The 18,002-nt window shown below is 40.6% G+C and carries 12 protein-coding genes; 6 read left to right on the forward strand and 6 right to left on the reverse strand.

Features of this window, described 5'->3' with window-relative positions:
* The 6 genes from WC496_01620 to WC496_01645 form a co-directional block, all read right to left on the reverse strand.
* The coding region (locus tag WC496_01620; protein ID MFA5291714.1) for a Gfo/Idh/MocA family oxidoreductase at positions 1 to 556 on the reverse strand (556 nt) is incomplete at its 3' end.
* Positions 557 to 648: 92 nt separating this feature from the next.
* Positions 649 to 2,814 carry an alpha-amylase family protein gene (locus tag WC496_01625; GenBank protein ID MFA5291715.1) on the reverse strand — a complete coding sequence of 722 codons (2,166 nt, stop codon included), beginning with the start codon at positions 2,812 to 2,814 and terminating at the stop codon, positions 649 to 651.
* An 8-nt stretch (positions 2,815 to 2,822) separates the two neighbouring features.
* A complete protein-coding gene (locus WC496_01630) occupies positions 2,823 to 4,544 on the reverse strand; it encodes an alginate lyase family protein (protein ID MFA5291716.1) in 1,722 nt (573 codons plus the stop codon).
* Positions 4,545 to 4,873: 329 nt separating this feature from the next.
* Entirely contained in the window at positions 4,874 to 5,668 is a 795-nt protein-coding gene (locus WC496_01635; GenBank protein ID MFA5291717.1) for a sugar isomerase domain-containing protein, read from the reverse strand.
* A gap of 126 nt (positions 5,669 to 5,794) precedes the next feature.
* Positions 5,795 to 6,628, reverse strand: coding sequence for a prepilin-type N-terminal cleavage/methylation domain-containing protein (locus tag WC496_01640; protein MFA5291718.1), 834 nt, complete (start codon positions 6,626 to 6,628; stop codon positions 5,795 to 5,797).
* A 48-nt stretch (positions 6,629 to 6,676) separates the two neighbouring features.
* Complete coding sequence (locus tag WC496_01645; GenBank protein MFA5291719.1) at positions 6,677 to 7,762, reverse strand: LacI family DNA-binding transcriptional regulator; 1,086 nt, start codon at positions 7,760 to 7,762, stop codon at positions 6,677 to 6,679.
* Positions 7,763 to 8,136: 374 nt separating this feature from the next.
* On the opposite strand from WC496_01645, the gene WC496_01650 reads away from it, so the two are divergent.
* The 6 genes from WC496_01650 to WC496_01675 all read left to right on the forward strand — a co-directional run bounded on the left by WC496_01650 (position 8,137) and on the right by WC496_01675 (position 17,989).
* Positions 8,137 to 8,820 carry a PEP-CTERM sorting domain-containing protein gene (locus WC496_01650; protein MFA5291720.1) on the forward strand — a complete coding sequence of 228 codons (684 nt, stop codon included), beginning with the start codon at positions 8,137 to 8,139 and terminating at the stop codon, positions 8,818 to 8,820.
* A gap of 187 nt (positions 8,821 to 9,007) precedes the next feature.
* Positions 9,008 to 10,618 carry a hypothetical protein gene (locus tag WC496_01655; GenBank protein MFA5291721.1) on the forward strand — a complete coding sequence of 537 codons (1,611 nt, stop codon included), beginning with the start codon at positions 9,008 to 9,010 and terminating at the stop codon, positions 10,616 to 10,618.
* Positions 10,619 to 10,671: 53 nt separating this feature from the next.
* Entirely contained in the window at positions 10,672 to 12,318 is a 1,647-nt protein-coding gene (locus WC496_01660; protein MFA5291722.1) for a hypothetical protein, read from the forward strand.
* A gap of 481 nt (positions 12,319 to 12,799) precedes the next feature.
* Positions 12,800 to 13,831 carry a hypothetical protein gene (locus tag WC496_01665; protein ID MFA5291723.1) on the forward strand — a complete coding sequence of 344 codons (1,032 nt, stop codon included), beginning with the start codon at positions 12,800 to 12,802 and terminating at the stop codon, positions 13,829 to 13,831.
* A gap of 133 nt (positions 13,832 to 13,964) precedes the next feature.
* Positions 13,965 to 15,554: a hypothetical protein gene (locus WC496_01670; protein MFA5291724.1), complete on the forward strand. Its 1,590-nt coding sequence runs from the start codon at positions 13,965 to 13,967 to the stop codon at positions 15,552 to 15,554.
* Between the two features lie 56 nt (positions 15,555 to 15,610).
* Positions 15,611 to 17,989, forward strand: a complete 2,379-nt coding sequence (locus WC496_01675) for a hypothetical protein (GenBank protein ID MFA5291725.1) — start codon at positions 15,611 to 15,613, stop codon at positions 17,987 to 17,989.
* Positions 17,990 to 18,002 lie beyond the last annotated feature (13 nt).

Here is an 18,002-nt window from a genome sequence, read left to right on the forward strand (position 1 = left end):
GTGCCTGATCGAGCGGATGTGGACCTGTATTGAGCAGATTGCCGCCCATAAATTTTTGCAGAGTCTGCCAATCATACCTGCGAGCGAAACCGCTGAACGCAACGTTGATTTGTACAATTCTGCCCAGTACACCTGATTCGATAACCTTTTTTATGTGCTGAAAATATGGAGCAAAGCGTGACTGTTGAAATATTGTCAGTATCTTTTTATTCTTCTTTGCCGCTGCTATGAGCTTATCGACATCTTTTATTCTTTGCGCAAAAGGTTTTTCACATAGACAGTTAAAGCCTGCATTTAAAATCTCAAGCGATACAGGCACATGCATATTGCTTGGTGAGGTGTTAATAATTAAATCAAGGTCTTTGTGTCTGAAAAGCTGTCGATAGTCGCTGTAAACCTGGCATCCGTATTCCTGTACTGCACGCTCACAACGTTCTTTAAGTATATCACTGACAGCAACGATTTTGTATCTTGCCTTGTCTTTTATAAGATAATTGCCGTGAATATCCCTGCCACTTCTGCCTTGACCAATGATTGCAACTTTTAACCGTTTCACTTTTTTGTTCTCCAATATAGACTAATAAGAATTTAAACCAGTAGTTTTTATGATTCATATCTGGATTTATATATATAATCGTTTACTTTATCCTACATAATTATAATTGTCTGGAAAATATTTAATTGGCTGAGTATGATTCTCAGGTAATTTTCTTTATAATCACATTTGACCTGTGTGTTATCACAAATAGTTTTCACTTTTGATGGTTTTTTTTCAAGCTTGATATTTACTGTGACATTATTAACTGGGGAGATATATTCCACAGGATTAGAACATTCGAACATGTTTCCGGTATAGTTGAGCAGATGAATGAAAATTGTACCATCCTGGTTTTGTGTGACATTACATATAACTGCTGCTGGGGCATCCAACTTTACGACCGGGCATTCGTCAAGTGCAATATCTGCTAATCTGACTAGAATCTGACGTATTTCAGGATTACCTCGCCTTAAATAAATTTTTTCCAATGGCACAGAGATATATATTACTTTGCCTTTACCGTATTTTTTAATTGTTATACCAGGGGGAGTGCCCAATGGGAAATCCAAAGGCCGGCCGAACGCTCCTCCTGCAGGAAGAAATAAATCGGCTAAGGTTTGAGTTTCTTTGTGAGGATGGACGATATAATATTCTATATAGCGTTTCAGCTCAGGTATACCTACAACGGCATCGGAAACAGGCATTAGTCTGCCTTTTTTATCTATCGGCCAAATATTATTATCTCCAAGTTTTAAATATACCTCCGGAATCTGTGAAAAACCATGATGTGGTGATGTCTCACGGTATTCTCTAGGATGATATTGGACAGCGGGTTGATAACCTGCAAAATCCACGCCTAACAAATCTGAAAGGCTGAAGTTTTTTTCAGGCTTTCCTTCTTCATCCTTTAAGGAAAAATCACCACTTGCAATAAGTGATCCGCCAGCCTGCACAAAATTGCGTAACATATCTTCCTGGCTTCGGCTCAATACCGATACACAGGGCATATATATTGCTTTGTATCTCAAAAGTCTCTCTGGAGTAAATTGAGTATCAAAGATGCAGTCGAATTGACGATGCCCTTGCAGCAATGCCCTGAATGCTCCGGAAAAAGCGAGGCCTGTTTGTGAAACGTCTACTTCATGATCATAATTACTGGTAGCTCTTGAATATACCAACCCGAGTTCATGAATTGAGGTACTTTGATAATAAATAGAGGCATTTGCCTTGATAAATTTCACAAAATTATACATTCTCTTTGCTCCAGTTTTGTCCTTGATATAACTAGAGACTGTTCCAAGCATAGGCGTGGCTCCATGCATAAGATAAGCCGCCCCTAAAACATCCATTTCGGGCAAGTCATAAGTTCTTAATGTATCATACGGTCCTGGGGGTAAATAACAAAGTGATGTTTTTTCTAAACTTTCTCCTAACTTAACGGCCTCCAGCATTTCCCATAATGAACCGGGCCGGTGAACTTCTGTTGTATTCATACCCTCTGCAAAAGCAGATGTTAATTCCGGTTGTCCTGTCCGGTGATGGGGCTTGGTATGCAGTGTGCCGTTAAAACACAAAGGACATTTCGATATTTTATTAATGGCTCGTTGAACACCTCTGACTATATTTGCAACAACTTCGTCACGGATAATGTTCATTCTTTGCAGGCTTCCATCGGTATAAGAAACTGGTATAGGTAAATCCTGGCCATATTTATTGCGGTATAATTTCCTGCAATGTTCACAATAACAGATTCCGTACCACGTCGGGCCATCAAGATAGACGGCATCTGGGTTATATTTACTGACCACCTCTGTAATCGCATTGCGCATAGCTTCGATAAAACTCTCATTGCACATACAGGACATATAATGAGTACCGCCATTCCATCTGAGCAAATTTCCTTCCGCATCCCTTGCCAGCCAATGCAGATGACTTTTTTCCAGTTCAGGATAAAGTACGCCATAATGGCAATATGCCATTATCTTTATGCCGTGACTTTTTACAGCCTGACTTATCTTGCCATAAAGGTCATTGTTATCTTCGATAAGTGGGTATTTGGGAAGCCAGTCGGATTTATCGTAAAAATGAGCCCCCCAGCCAATTGCTGGGTATCGAATAAATTCAGCCCCCATTGCTTTGACAGCTTCAACAACTTCAGATGGGTCGGACCAGACAGGAAGTTCATTTTCTTCTAAAATTGCGACGGGAGTTTCTTTAAGCCATTGCCAAAAAGGTATTGTCTTATTACATGGATTGGAATCAATATTTTTTGTCATGTAAGTAGTTACCAGGATATGATAGTTTCATTCTTTTCGGCTCCATCAGGAAGCTCAACAATCAGCTTTTCACAGTCAGTTTTAACCCCATAAGCAGGGGAGTAAATGTGCTGCTGTTTTTCCCATTTTCCTGTAGAAATGCAAAATTTAACTTCAAGTGAGCCTTGCTGAACAACAGCCAGATTGCCTTCCATGGCTATAACCTTACATTTTGGGTGCAAAATGAAGCTCCATTTCATTCTCGGCAAATCTTCACTTTTATATTTTTTTATTATATAATCATCAATAATCAGTTTTTGCTGTGTTTTGATCCATCTAGCACTTCTGCGGTGTACTACCGGCTTATCCAGTTTTGTATATCCATAATGCTCCCCAGCAAAAACTTCTTCTTCATTGATATTCCAGTCTGTACATCGGCATTGTGTTTCTTCATAACAACCCCACCATTGTGATTTATCCGAAAAACGATTTTGCTCCTGATCTCCAATGGCTACTGTATTATGTGAAAAAACTGAGCGATAATAATCGCGATATTTCCTGCTGGCAGTGTAAACATAGATGCCTGGGTCGATAAGAATCTCTTTATCTTCTATACATAAAACAACGGCAAGTTTATCGTTGTGGCAATGTCCGCCCCTGCCTGCAGTGCCTATGGGGCCACAACTTGTCATACAGAAAAAATTACTGTTTTTAAAAATATAGAAACCGGCATCGGTATATGCACAGCTTTGTTCATCTCTATTGGGCATAACACTTTTAGCGTCGAAAAGATTTTGTGCTGCCGTCCAATGCTTTTGTTCCACAGTGTTTGGAAGCAGGGAAGCATCTTCAAAAAGAGCTGCGCCCACGCAGTTTAAAAATCTCCAATCTCTTGTATCATTTCCGGGCCGTTCCACATAGAGAAATCTTCCGCTGTCACAGTCCCCAATAAGAGGAATAAGTCCATTAGGCTGAGTAATATCGCGTAAAACTATAAACATTTTATATAACTTTCCGAGAAAGTTATCCCCCATTTTGCAATTTATCCACTTTTTTATATCAGTAATTGCAAAATGTTTTTCCATATTTGCCGAGAGTATCAAGGCGTATGCCGTGATTTCCAGAACCAATGCATGATATGCTGTTGCATTTTCAAAATCAAAGCCATCCGGAAGTACCTGATAATTGATTTCTCGGGATAATTCCCGCAAAGCTATCCTTTGCCAGCCAAACGATTCCATATCAACCGATTGCAGAAATGTACAGGCAGCAATCAGACCAGCCAGGTTGGCAATATAATGATTAGGGTGATAATCATTTTCTGAGAACTCAAGATTTGCCGAAATAAAACGCCTGTGATCGATAATACTATTTATAAAAATTTCCACAAATTTTTGGTCATTCTCATTGGCGAGATCAAACTTGTCTTTGATAAGCGAAAAAGCTGTTATCCAGTTTACAGTACGGATAGCTACATTCATGGCCGCTCGCCAGCCCGCGCCATATAGATATGGGTTGACTGTCAGCCAATCCAGCATTTGCGCAATAACCTCTTTGCGATATAAGTCGTTACCTGTTTTTTGCCAGGCAATAGCAAGTGTCACTAAATGGTAACCTCTTGAAAGATCAGCAGATACTTTAGCATCTGCGCCCTCAACCGTACCATATTTTAACTGACTGTGATGGAGCGGCATATAGCGATACCCGGACTTCAAATCGATATGCCAATCGATTGGCTCATAAGCAGGCACATAATAACAGGCAAGTTTTGTTCGTTCTCTGCTTCGATTTTGAATTGTTTCAGGAAGCTGGGAAATTACAGATTCAAGTGTTACGCTGGTATCGCTATAATTACATTCTTCAAAACCCTGGCACTGCATTCCATAATACGATTTAATCCAGCCGCTACCGAGAACGTTAAACTCATGTTTGAGATAATGGTCAGAAATTTCCAATAATTCCTGCATGTCATAATTTCCGGGACACTTCGACAGTGGAGGAAATGACATAAATTTCAGAGAATCAAAACCTTCCTCTTTGGGCAAATTTGAATTCATTTTGGATAATTCTTCCTATATTATTATAGCCACCGTATACGGTTACGATATTTTTTATATAGTTTACGATTTTTTTCAAAGCCATCTATTACATTTATGCTATTTATTATAGGAGGGTCTATTCCTCGTTGTGCGAGAATATTTGCCGCTTCAATTACAAGGCTGTTACAAATAAACGCATTGGCAAAAGTTGAATAAGAACCAACTCCGCTTTCGATTTCGTCAATATTGACTATAGCATCGCCATAAGGCATATAAGTCAGCAAAACGTGTTCAAACATTTCGTGGAGATTGGAGCCAGAAGGATGACGGCCTACAAAATCTTTAGGCAGCCGTTCGGCATAGTCGGTTGATGTTACAGCAATTACCTTGACTCCACGTTTTTTTGCTTCAAGGGCGGTCTCTATGGTAACCGGATTTATGCCATAGCCATTTACAAGCAGTAAGACATCATTTTTTTCAATTTCATAAAAATCAAAAATATACGGAACAATACCATAACTTCGTTCGCCTAATGGAACGTGAGGTATACGAATGCTGTCCACAAAAACTGGCGAAACACAGGCAAGCCCGCCGGCTCTATGAAACATCTCTTCAGCCATCATATTGGAATGACCTCCGCTCCCAAAAACATAAATAAGACCATCTTCAGCTATACGATCTGCGATAATAGCGGCGCACTTGTTTATCATTTCCTGCTGATTACTGTAAATTTTTTCAAGTCCACTGACAATTGTGTCTAAATAGTTTCGAACATAATCAGGCCGAACCGATTGTTTCTTTTTTTTAATATCCGAAGATTTTTGCTGTTTTTTCACGTTTTTTTACTCCTATCTTCTTTGCTTTTATTGATAATCACAAAGGCTGCAATATGATTGCAATTAATCTGGCAAAATAGTTTTTCTTAGGTCGGTCAGGTTGTAACGGGACTGCTGCAGGAATCCTTACTCCACCCAGTAATAGTAGGGGTTATTTGAGGTAAGATCGGCAGGAGCACATGTTGCAGCACTGAAGTTGGGTACATCGCCTATTACAAGACCGGGTACAACTTTACTGATAGGCCACCATATAACACTGCCATCTGAGTATAGCTGATTATAACCTATAGGAGATAAGCCACCACTTAATTTACAATGATTGGATGTGAAGTGTCCCCATCGTTGAAGTCTGTCTGCTAATAAAGGGCCGGAACGATCTGTCAGTTTACCCGGTGACCTTCCAGGCTTAAAAGGCCCCATCCGATTGCCATAAAAAAGGTATTTTATTTGTGTTGTAGATGTTTTTCGTGCAGCTGTATTTAGGTGTGTTTGAATCCTGTAGCAGTCAATATAAAAATAATCAGCTTCTTCCCTGGGACATTCCACATTGTCTCCGCTTATATTCTTTCTATAACCGGCCTTACTGAAAGGGTCGCCCATACTGCTGCGATATGAAGGACACCTCCATGAATCGTCTATCGTGTCAGAAATGCCATACTTTGCCAAGGCAAATGCCTGCCCGGGCGGTATTTTATACAGGGAACACGCAGATATGCCTTCTGGGGTATTAGCAACAGTTCCAGGCCATGGAAAAAAAGTGTAGTCGGTAGCGTACGTTATAAAAGCTGTTCCAGAAGAACTAAGTTGAGACGCACAGACAGTTCTTCTGGCTTGAGCGCGGGCCTTATTAAGAGCCGGGAGCAGCAAGGCCAGTAACAGGGCAATAATAGAAATAACTACCAATAACTCGACTAAAGTAAATGCTTTTCTCTGGTTTTGATAAGAATGCTTTGATCTCATTTTACCTATTCCTTCAATCTTGATATTTTGGAATCTCATATTTGCACGTCAGAAAGAACTCCGAATGTCTTTGACGGTTCCTCTTTCAATCAATTCTGGTTCGATGTAAATCGAAGGCCATTTTGCTTGTGGATCAGCAGTGTTTTTGCCAAGCAGCATTTCGGCAGCTATGCAGCCAATTCGTTTACGGTCAAATGCCATTGAAGTCAGAGGTAACATTTCCTTATAGTTGCTGTTATCATCGCAGGACATTAACGAGAATTGCTCTGGTATAAACATTTTTTTGTCATAGGCCATTCTTGCAAGCCTCACGGCGAGTAAAGAGCTATATGTTAGAATAGCGGTTACTGGTTCAGGACCACTGAGCCACCGCTCGGTTCTCTCTATAAAAGGCCTATCGTATATCTCGTCAGATTCAGTCTTTGCAGGCAGGTGAACATTAAAGTCTGGGACAGGTTTGAGACCTGCCCTTAACATTGCTATTTCATAGCCTTGCTCCCTCTGGACGATGCTTATATGAGGGTTTCCACCTCTGCCGCCAGTCATATAAGCTATGCGTCTATGCCCCTTTGAAATCAGATAATCGACAGCCATTTTGGCGGCATTTCTGTCGTTGTAGATTATGCAGTTTTCCAGCAGTGGATTCTCAGCATTAATTAGGACGTAAGGAATTGGCAATTTAGCACAAAACTCGGTCATATTTCCGTGATTGAAGGTTAATTCAAAGATAAGACCATCACAACTATGTTGCCGAATCATCGGCAATTCTTTTAATTGTTCCAGAGTCGCATCAGGTAGTATTGTACTCATTGTGTACATGTAATCCAAATTTGTGAGTTTTTCAAGGATACCATTGGTTGTTGCAAACACATCGGAGTCCTTAGGCGTGTCAGTAATAAATCCAACAATCCCGCTGCGGCGTTTGGCTAAAAATTTCGCACCTGACCATGGATGGTAATTGAGACGTTTCATAGCCGCTTCTACTTTCCGTCTCGTTTCTCTATTGACTTGATTTGGTTGGTTGATTACACGGGATACTGTAGACCTATTTACACCTGCCAACTTTGCAACTTCAAAAGAGGTTGTATGTTGCAGTGGAAACATTTCAACTACATTTGACTCATTGTTTTTCATTATAGACTCTATATGAACACCTGTTGCATAAGAGTAATGTTAGCATATTTCAAAAAAATGTCAAGCGATTTTTTAAAGTAAAAATAAAAAACAAAATTATTAGATATTTTTTGTTATGCGTGTCCATGTTACGCATGGATTTAAGATTTAAAAGTATTATAACTTTATATTAAATAGGCACTTATGAGCAAAAATATTTGTGTTAAAAAAAGGTATAAAAAATTTTCTTTGTGTGTTGGGGAATTTTAATTAGATTTGTTCGGAATTTTCTTGACATATATAAGGGTAATAGAATAAACTTATACACAGCTGTGCAGAAAGATGTTAACTGCATGTTCAAGGCGAATAATATTATTTTAAAGGAGGCATGAGAAATGAAGAAGTGTAATGTAAGAATTGCGAGTATTATTGTTGGATGTTTTTTGGTGATGGTATTGAGTGGAGTGACACAAGCTACGCCGATCAATTTGTCGCAAGGACGTGCTTATACGGTTAGTTGGAATACGGATGTTCTTTGGTTCCATGCTGAACAATATCCTGGCGAAGGGCCAGCCAATGCTAACACGCTGTTGACGGATGGTGTGTTTGCGACTCCGGTTGACCTGATTCCAACGGTTGATGAGGCGATATGGAGAAGGACCAGTGGCGTAACCCCGGGTGTATTGACGATAGGAATGGACTTGGGAGAACTTTGCGATATTACCTCGATTTATGTAGATGTGTTTAAAGGTCCCTACTATCGTCACGTAACTCCCAATCGTATCAGCATTGATTATTCGGTCGATGGTGAGACATGGACGAATTTCTACAGTTTTTCGAAAGGATTAGAGACTACTAATGGAGGAGCCGCTAATGTATATTATATTCAAAAGGGTGCAGGGGTGGAAACCGCTGTGGAAGGCCAGCACGTTAAAATTACTATGGAGCTGGACTACGGCTCCTACAACAGGTACTTTCGGTGCGATGAGTTCCAGATATTTGGAGAGGTGCCAGAGCCGGCCACAATTTGCCTCTTGAGCATTGGAAGTATGTTAGCATTTTTGCGACGGAAAAAATAAGCGGGAGTATTGTTTCTGTGGATTAGTCAGCAAAGAGGAGCGGAGTATTTATGCTCCGCTCCTATTGAATGATGTAGATTGGCACTTGGTTTTTGTGTGCTGTTGTAAAGTTTTTGCGGGTAAACCTGTAATATAAACTAAGGAGCGAATAATGCAAATCAAAATAAAAGCGTCAATAATGATAATTATGGCAGCAATATTTGTTAATATAACTATAAAATCCGCAAATGGCGATATTACAATGTCACGTTATGATGACTATGACGCTGCGACAAATATTAGTGCCTCAAGTGACCCAAACAATGCCCATGGCAGCGTAAGCTTTCCTAACGATATTATCTGGCGATACTATCGACAGTTAAATGTTGACGAGTATTATGACTATATAGACCCTGAATATTACAGTCCTATTATGGAGCCTAATTTAAATGAACTTGTTCCCCTGCCTTGGATTCCGGCAAAAAGCCAGTTTTTTTGGGAGATGCCTACTGTAAGATATTCAAAAATTTTTGCAGAGAGAGGAGACATTTATCAGAAAATGGTGACCGGAAGTGGCGGCAGCATAACAGATAAATGGAATAGTGCCTGGATGGTTTACACTCACAACTGGGATGAGCCGGGGGAATATGACATAACAGGTAAACTCTATGAATATTACTATAATGGTGCACCTGAAAGGTATGTCAATTGTCTGATTGGCAGGGTCAATATTGACTCGAGTATTTCGACCATCTGGACAAAATCAACCCTGGTGCACAACAGTGTGGAGGAAGTACTTGCTGATCTGTCACAAGAGGCCGCACTTAAAGACATTGTGCTTCAGAAAGGTGAAAGCCTGTTTTTTGTTTCGAGGTATGATGCAGATAATGGTGGGGGCTACCCTGGGGATTATGCCTACCAATACCTTATTGATCACCATATAGATATTGGTGACCCATGTGACCCATATGATGATGTTAATGATGGCGTTATGCTGACTATGAAGCTGCTTGAGCCGCCATTGCGAGAGGGATATGATGTTTATGAACATTTTAATGTGGGCGGTGGGGTACCAGACTCCAATTTGTGGCATGTGTACAAAAGTGATGAAACTGCTGATACAGTAGAGAATGATGGTTTCTCACGGCTTATTATGATAAGAGACCCTTATACGCCGTCTTTACCAGACAAACCTGTAGGTGTATATGGGCAGCAGCCCATCGTAGCTGACAGTGATGGCAATTGCGTAATTGAATGTCGCTTCAGTAATGGCAGTACTATTGGACGTAGTTACACTTTTTTCAATATTAATGTCAGTCCTGCACCGGTTCGCGGCGAATATAGCGGCCATCCGCCAATATATATGGGATTAGTGTTCAAATTCAATTTAGGAAAGATGTTTTTTAGGGGGTATTTCAACAGCAATATGGAATGGGAGGACCCGAATGTAGTAGTTCCTGCCGGTTCATTTGAACAGGGCGTCTGGTATAAGGCTAAGCTGGTGCTGAATACAAAGGCTTATACAATAAAAGGCTATGTATATGATGACAGCGACAATCTGATATGGGAAACGTCTGAGCAAAATTATGGCGACCTGAGGAATTATCTTGTTTCCGATAGTTATTACGTCAATATTTATAATGTGACATATAGCCATGGATCGACAGTGTATGTGGACTATGTAACTGCTTCTCACAGTGTTTTTTGCGGCGGAAGAGACCGTCCTTATCCTGCAGGTGATGTGAATCACGATTGTAAGGTAAATCATCTGGATGTTGCTGATATGGCAGAACATTGGCTTGATAATTTACTGGAATAATTTGTTCTGCGTTGAAAAAATATGGAAACTACTTGAATGAAGGAGTTTAAAGAATGAATAAGCTCACAATGATAATTTTGGTTGTATGTCTGATAAGTTTTTCAGCATCATCTTCTTTTGCCGTCACCATAAATATGGCAGACAGCAAGCCGTTCAATGAGGCTGTACGAGGGTTGGTTTACAGTCCGGATGTTTTTGACGGTCCAATGCTCAATAAGACACTTAGTGTTGTAAATAATGCGAGTTTGCGAGGCGTATCCAACGGTAGTCCCTCAAATACTTATAACTGGAAAGACCGAGCATCCGCCTGTTGTGTCTATGATGGCCGTGGTCGTTCAACACTTCAGTTTCTTCGTGATGCGCAGTTTGCTAATGCCCTGGCTTTTATTAATCTAAATGCGTTTACAATTGGAACGGGAATCAACGGCAACTGGGTAGAAACAGATGCGAACATACCAGCACTTGCCCAATTGGCAGCCGACTGGGTGTATTACACTAATTATATGCTTCAGCTGTATCGTCAGGGTGATACTATCCCATCTGCAGATACCAATGCGATTCGCATTCTGGACGAAATTACATGGTCGGACATCTATAGATACTGTGATGAATTACCAGCTCAGGGCGAGCCGAATATCTCAACCGATATATACTGGGAAGTCGGCAATGAGGTAGAGAGTTTGGTTGATGATTATCATGACAGATATGAGGGAATCACTGAGGCGATGCTGGCGGTAGATCCCAGCATAAATGTTGGTCCCTCGCTTGGCAACATAGACACTCTCAATCTTGGTATAATGGATGCAGTGCTCAACGATAGTTCTCTCCAGGTTGATTTTGTCGTGTTTCATCCGTATGGCCCGATATGCTACAATGAAAGTGAGTATAACAACATTGGATTGTATGAGTCTGGCCTTGCCAGTATCAGTAACTGGGTAGTCAATGATATTTTAACGCCTATACGCAGCCATATCACTGCAAGTGGACGCAATGTTAACCAGATGAAAATTGCCTTTACTGAGTGGAATCCCAGCTGTGGTGCTTCTGCTTCTACGGTTGCGGGAGCACGTATGACCCAGGCGCTGGCGGTTGCTGAGGTAATATTCAATTTTGCGGACCAAGGTGTTTTTGCAGCTCATTTCCTTCCAGGTCCCAGAAATATGTTCCAAACAAAATATCCATACTTTCTGACGTATGAAATGCTCGCTGAGAATATGGGAAATGATTTGGTAAGCACATATAGAAATGGGATGTTTCGCCGTTATGTTACTCGTGACAGCCAAAGCGGCAAAATTGTTATCTGGGGTCTAAACTTTGACAATGATACCGATGTTACTGAAACAGGTCTTTCTTTGACCAATCTGCCCCAGGGATTTGAAGCTCAAAGCATAACACTTTGGCGATTACAGGATGTTCATCAGGCTACTTCGCTTTTCTCCATAAATGATGACCCCAATGGCTGGGACAACGTACAATGGACGTCTATGGACAAGACGAGTACTATTAATTTGTCTAATTTTAACCTGACATATAAAGCTGCTGAAATTACGGCATTGGTGATAATACCTAAGCCCACTGTATGCGATGATTATATTACCACCTACATTGCTGCTGATTTAAATCATGATTGCATAGTAAATTTTGATGATTTTGTATTAGTTGGTTCAACATGGTTCCAGTGCACCGATAACTGTGATTAATTAGAGAATCCAAACAAATCAAATGTATGGATACATCTATATTGCTTTTGTAAAGGCCCTATTTGTCTTGAATAAGGAGAGATAGGGTCTGTGTTTATATATAGATATATCGTTCGGTAAGCTTAATAAAATTTTTTTATTTTTATTATATCGGATTTCTCTCGTAACTCAGAGAAAGATATGAATGGCAGTTGTACATTTAGCAGAATTTTAGCGTTTAGTATTTTATGATTTCATATGGATTAAAATTTAAAAACCTTTAAAGCACCTCTTGAATAACACGTCATTTTTCTTAATTAAAAAAGGGAATAACAAGAAGTTTTTTAATTTTTTCATGTATTCTTCACCGCATAGGAAAGAGATGTGTGAAATGAAACAGGAACAGGTGGCATAATTGGCAAGACCAAGTGCCTGCTGTTCGTTTAGTGCCTCATCTTCTATATTGTTTGGAGGTAAAATTTATTTTTTAGGAGGTCTTATAATGAAAAATTTGTTAGCATTAGTAATGGTTTCATTGGTTGCATTTCCAGTATTTGCTTTAACGGTAAGTTTTAGCGATAATGGTAATCATACCGTGAATCTAAATTATGACGCTACAGGGGATGACGAATTACCAAGAGCATTTGCTCTGAATATCCAGGTTAGCGGCGGAGCTATGATTACTTCTGTTACCGGCTTTAAGATAGATGGCGAAAGCACAGCCACAAGTCCCGGCTACGGTATTTTCATGGGCGGAATTGTTATCGATGGCAATGGCATTGTGCAGGATTATAGTACTCCGCTGGATTCTTCAGGGTCTCCGGGAACAGTTGACCAGGTTTTACCGAGCAACCATATTATTCTTGGGATGAGTTCACTTTACTGGCCTGTTGATTCTGAAGTTAATGCTCCTGGTGCAAGCGGCACACTTTGCACACTTGGTATTGACTGTAATGGTGCAGCTGGCGACATTAGCATTATAGCAACTCAAGAAGACATTTATCGTGGCGGAATCGTTCTCGAAGACAGCAACTCGGCAGAGGATGTTAATTTTCAGACATTGGTTTATTCATGTGCTCCCGCAACAGTGTTTTCGGATGGTTTCGAGAGCAATTTTGACAAATGGGATGACTTCGGTACCACGCTTTGGGACAGGACAACGGCCCAGAAAAAGTCCGGCAGTTACTCGGCTCACTGTAGCGTTGGACAAATGAGTTTATATTCGGACTACATCGATACTTCGGAGTGTTACAGTATCACTGTAAGCTTCTGGTATATGGACCATGGCATAGATGATAACGATAATGTTTATTTAGAGTTTCTTGATAATAATGGGTATTACAATGAGACTATATTTGAGATTGGGAACACCTCGCCTGAAGACACCTGGCATCAATATGAAACGACCATTTATAATTCAGGCAGTGATACACAGTATTTTCACCCAACTTTCAACATTAGATTCAAAGGCAGTTACATTGATGCAGGCGAAGACCTCTGGATTGATGATGTATCGGTAGTTGTACGGTATTAGATATTATGCTGTAACTTAATCGGTGTGGTAAAGAGTAGTGAAAAAATATGTTTCGGAACCTGAAAATTATAGTGATACTTTTAAGTTTTATTTAATCCGTTACTTGAATTAAATAAGAAATAAGGAGTAAATAATGCAAAATAAAATAAAAACTTTAATAATAATTGTTATAGTTGCGATATTTGTCAATGCAGCCGTAAAATCAGCAAGCGGTGACATAACAATGTTGCGTTACGATGATTATGTTGCTGCAACGAATTTTAGTGATGGAAACAATTTCCATGGCAGCGTAAGCTTTCCTAACGATGTTATCTGGCGGTACTATAGACAGCTAAATGAAGGTGACGTAATAGATCCTTTGTACGACAGTAATATTATGGAACCGGATTTAAGTGAACTTTCGGCTCTGCCGTGGATTACAGATTATTATGACCCAAATTATAACGACAAATTTTTTTGGGAGCTGCCGACTTTACGATATTCAAAATTTTATGCAGGCGGAGACTATCTTTGGCAATCAATGTCTACCGGTGGTGGCCAGCTATCGGATAAATGGAATAGTGTCTGGGCTGTCTATACTCATAACTGGGAAACGCCGGGTGAATATGACATATCAGGCAAGGTCTATGGATACGTACAAACCGGAGGTGACAGGTATCTTAATTATCTTGTCGGCAAAATAGATGTTAATTCGACTATTTCAACTCTCTGGACAGGCTCTACCCTGATATACAATGGACAGTTTGAAGTGCTTGCCGATTTGTCGACAAAGTCCGAACTTCAAAATATCGTGCTTCAGAAAGGCGAAAACTTGTTCTTTGCTGCAAGATATGATGCGGATAATGGCGGAGGGCATCCGACGTGCTATGGAAAGCATGGCACTTATGATTACAATGGCCCTGGCGACAGTGTTACATTAACTATGACACCGCTTGATCCGGTTTTGCATGAGGGATATGACATTTATGAGCATTTCAATACATTAGAAGGCCAGACACCAGATCCCAATTTATGGTATGTGTATAAAAGCGACATAAATGATGTGGTCGAGACCGATGGTTTCTCGCGGCTTATTATACATGGTATGACCGGTGGTGGCGACAAGCCGGTAGGTATATATGGGCAGCAGCCTATTATCCCTGACAGTGACGGCAACTGTGTGATTGAATGCCGCTTTTCTACTGAGAATAGCTACAGTTATTTCTATATTGAGGTCAGTCCCGCCCCTGTTCGCGGCGAATATAGTGGTCATCCGCCGATATATATGGGGTTTAAAATCGAGTTATACGACGACGAGACGATGTCTTTCAAGGGTTATTACAATGGCAATACGGCATGGGAGGATTCAAATCAACCTCCCAATGGCACCTTTGAGTCATTCAACTGGAATAAAGTTAAACTGGTGCTGAATACAATAGCCCATACTATAAGAGGCTATGTGTATGACGACAACAACGATTTGATATGGGAGACACCCGTGAATAATTATGCCAGTTCCGCCGGTAGGTGGCTTAATTCCAGTGCGTATTATGTCAACATTTATAATGTGGCAATGAGTTCTGATATAACAGTATATTTGGACTATGTAACCGGCTCTCATAGTGTTTTTTGTGGCGGACGCGACCATACCTATCCTCAAGGCGATGTGAATCACGATTGTAAGGTAGATTATGGAGATGTTGCGGAGATGGCGGAACAATGGTACTGCAATTCGTTGGAATGATTTAATGTGTTTAAATGATTATTTGAACACTAAGTTTAAATTAAGGAGTAATAAGAATGAATAAGCTCATAATGATAATTTTGGTTTTATGTTTGATAAGTTTTTCTGTATTGCCATGCCTCGGTGATGTAACAATGTCGCGTTACGGTGACTATACCGCTGCAATAAACGTAACCGATGGAAACAACTTCCACGGCAGTGTAAGCTTTCCTGATCAGGTTATATGGCAATACTATCGGCAGTTAAATGAAGGTGATGTAATAAATCCTTTGTATGACAGTAATGTTATGGAACTGGATTTAAGTGAACTTGACCCTCTGCCCTGGTATTTCGACAATCCTTCCGGCTCAAGTTATGACAACACTTTTTTTTGGGAGATGCCGACTTTAAAGTATTCACAATATTTTGTATCCGGAGATGTATTTTGGCAAAAAGTGGTAACCGGAGGCGGAGGCGCGTTATCAGATAAATGGAATAGCATTTGGGCAGTCTATACTCATAACTGGGATGAGCCGGGAGAATATGACATATCAGGCAAGGTCTATGGATATGTGTGGAGCGGGGGCGACAGGTATGTTAATTATCTTGTCGGCAAAATCGATGTTAATTCGACTATTTCAACTCTTTGGACAGGCTCTACTCTGATACACGACATTAGTCAGGTTGAAGTGCTTGCCGATTTATCGACAAAGTCCGAACTTCAAGATATCGTGCTTCAGAAAGGTGAGAAACTTTGCTTTGTTGAAAGATATGATGCGGATAATGGCGGAGGGTATCCGACGTGTTATGGAAGGCAGCTTGTTTATGATTATAATGGCCCCGGCGACAGTGTTACACTGACTATGACTGGTTGTTCAATACCTATAGATATGTCGAGCAGCAACCCATTCAATAGGGCTGTGGCAGGAATGGTTTATGACCCAGCCCTTTTTGATGGTGAAATGCTTGACGAGACGCTTGTTGCTGTAGATGGTACCAGCCTGCGCGGCGTAGCCAATGGTTGTCCCTCAAATACTTATAACTGGAAAGACCGGACAGCAAACTGTTGTGTATATGATGGCCGTGGTCGTTCAACGCTTCAGTTTCTTCGTGATGCGCAGCAAGCTAACGCTTTGGCGTTTATTAATGTTAATTCATTTGGAACGGGAACGATAATCGATGGCAACTGGGTGTATACAGATACAAACATACCACCACTTGCCCAGCTGGCAGCAGATTGGTTGTATTACACTAATTATATGCTCCAGTTATATCGCCAGGGAGATATGATTCCTCCCGAAGACACTGATGCCAATCGTATTCTGGATGAAATTACGTGGTCGGACAATTACAGATACTATGATGAATTACCTAATCCGGGCGAACCGAATATCTCGACCGACATATACTGGGAAATAGGCAATGAGGTGGAGAGCTTGGTTGATGATTATCATGACAGATATGAGGGAATCACTGAGGCGATGCTGGTGGTAGATCCCAGCATAAATGTTGGTCCCTCGCTTGGCAACATAGACACTCTCAATCTTGGTATAATGGATGCAGTGCTCAACGACAATTCGCTCAAAGTTGATTTTGTAGTATTTCATCCGTATGGCCCGATATGCTATATGCCATGTGAGTATTATGATGATGACCAGTGGCAATATGGGCTTTGCAGCATCAAAGACTGGGCAGTCAATACTATTTTAGCTCCCATACGTAGCCACATCAACGATAGTGGTCGTGATGTCAACCAGATAAAGATAGCCTTTACTGAATGGAATCCGAGTTGTGGTGGTTCTTCAGAAACGATTGTAGGCGCACGTATGTGCCAGGCGCTGGCTGTTGCTGAGGAAATATTCACTTTCGCAGAAGAAGGTGTGCTTGCCGCTCATTTCCTCCCTAGTCCTAAATATTTTGCATCCACAAAATGGCCACAGTTTCTCGCTCATAAAATACTTGCTGAGCATATGGGAGATGATTTGGTAAGCTCATACAGCAATGCACGGTTTCGCCGCTATGTTACCCGGGACAGTGGAACAAATGAAATTGTTATATGGGGTCTAAATTTTGACAAAGATACTGACGTTGTTGAAGCAAATCTGGCTTTGACCAACCTACCCCAGGGGTTTGAAGTTCAAAGCATTACTCTCTGGCGATTGCAGGATGTTTACCAGACTACTTCGCTTTTCTCCATAAACGACGATAGCAGTGGTTTGGATAATGTACAATGGACATCTGTGGACAAAACGAATACTATTAACCTGTCCAATTTCGACCTGACATACAAGGCTGCTGAAATCACAGCATTGGTGATTGTGCCTAAACCAACTGAATGCGGTGATCCCAGCACTATATACTATGAAGCTGATTTAAATCACGATTGCTATGTAAATTTTAAAGATTTAGCATTGATTGCTACGACATGGTTCCAGTGCACTGATAATTGCAATTAATTAATTGATACAA

The organism is Phycisphaerae bacterium, assembly GCA_041652575.1.
Classification (GTDB): Bacteria; Planctomycetota; Phycisphaerae; order Sedimentisphaerales; family UBA12454; genus UBA12454.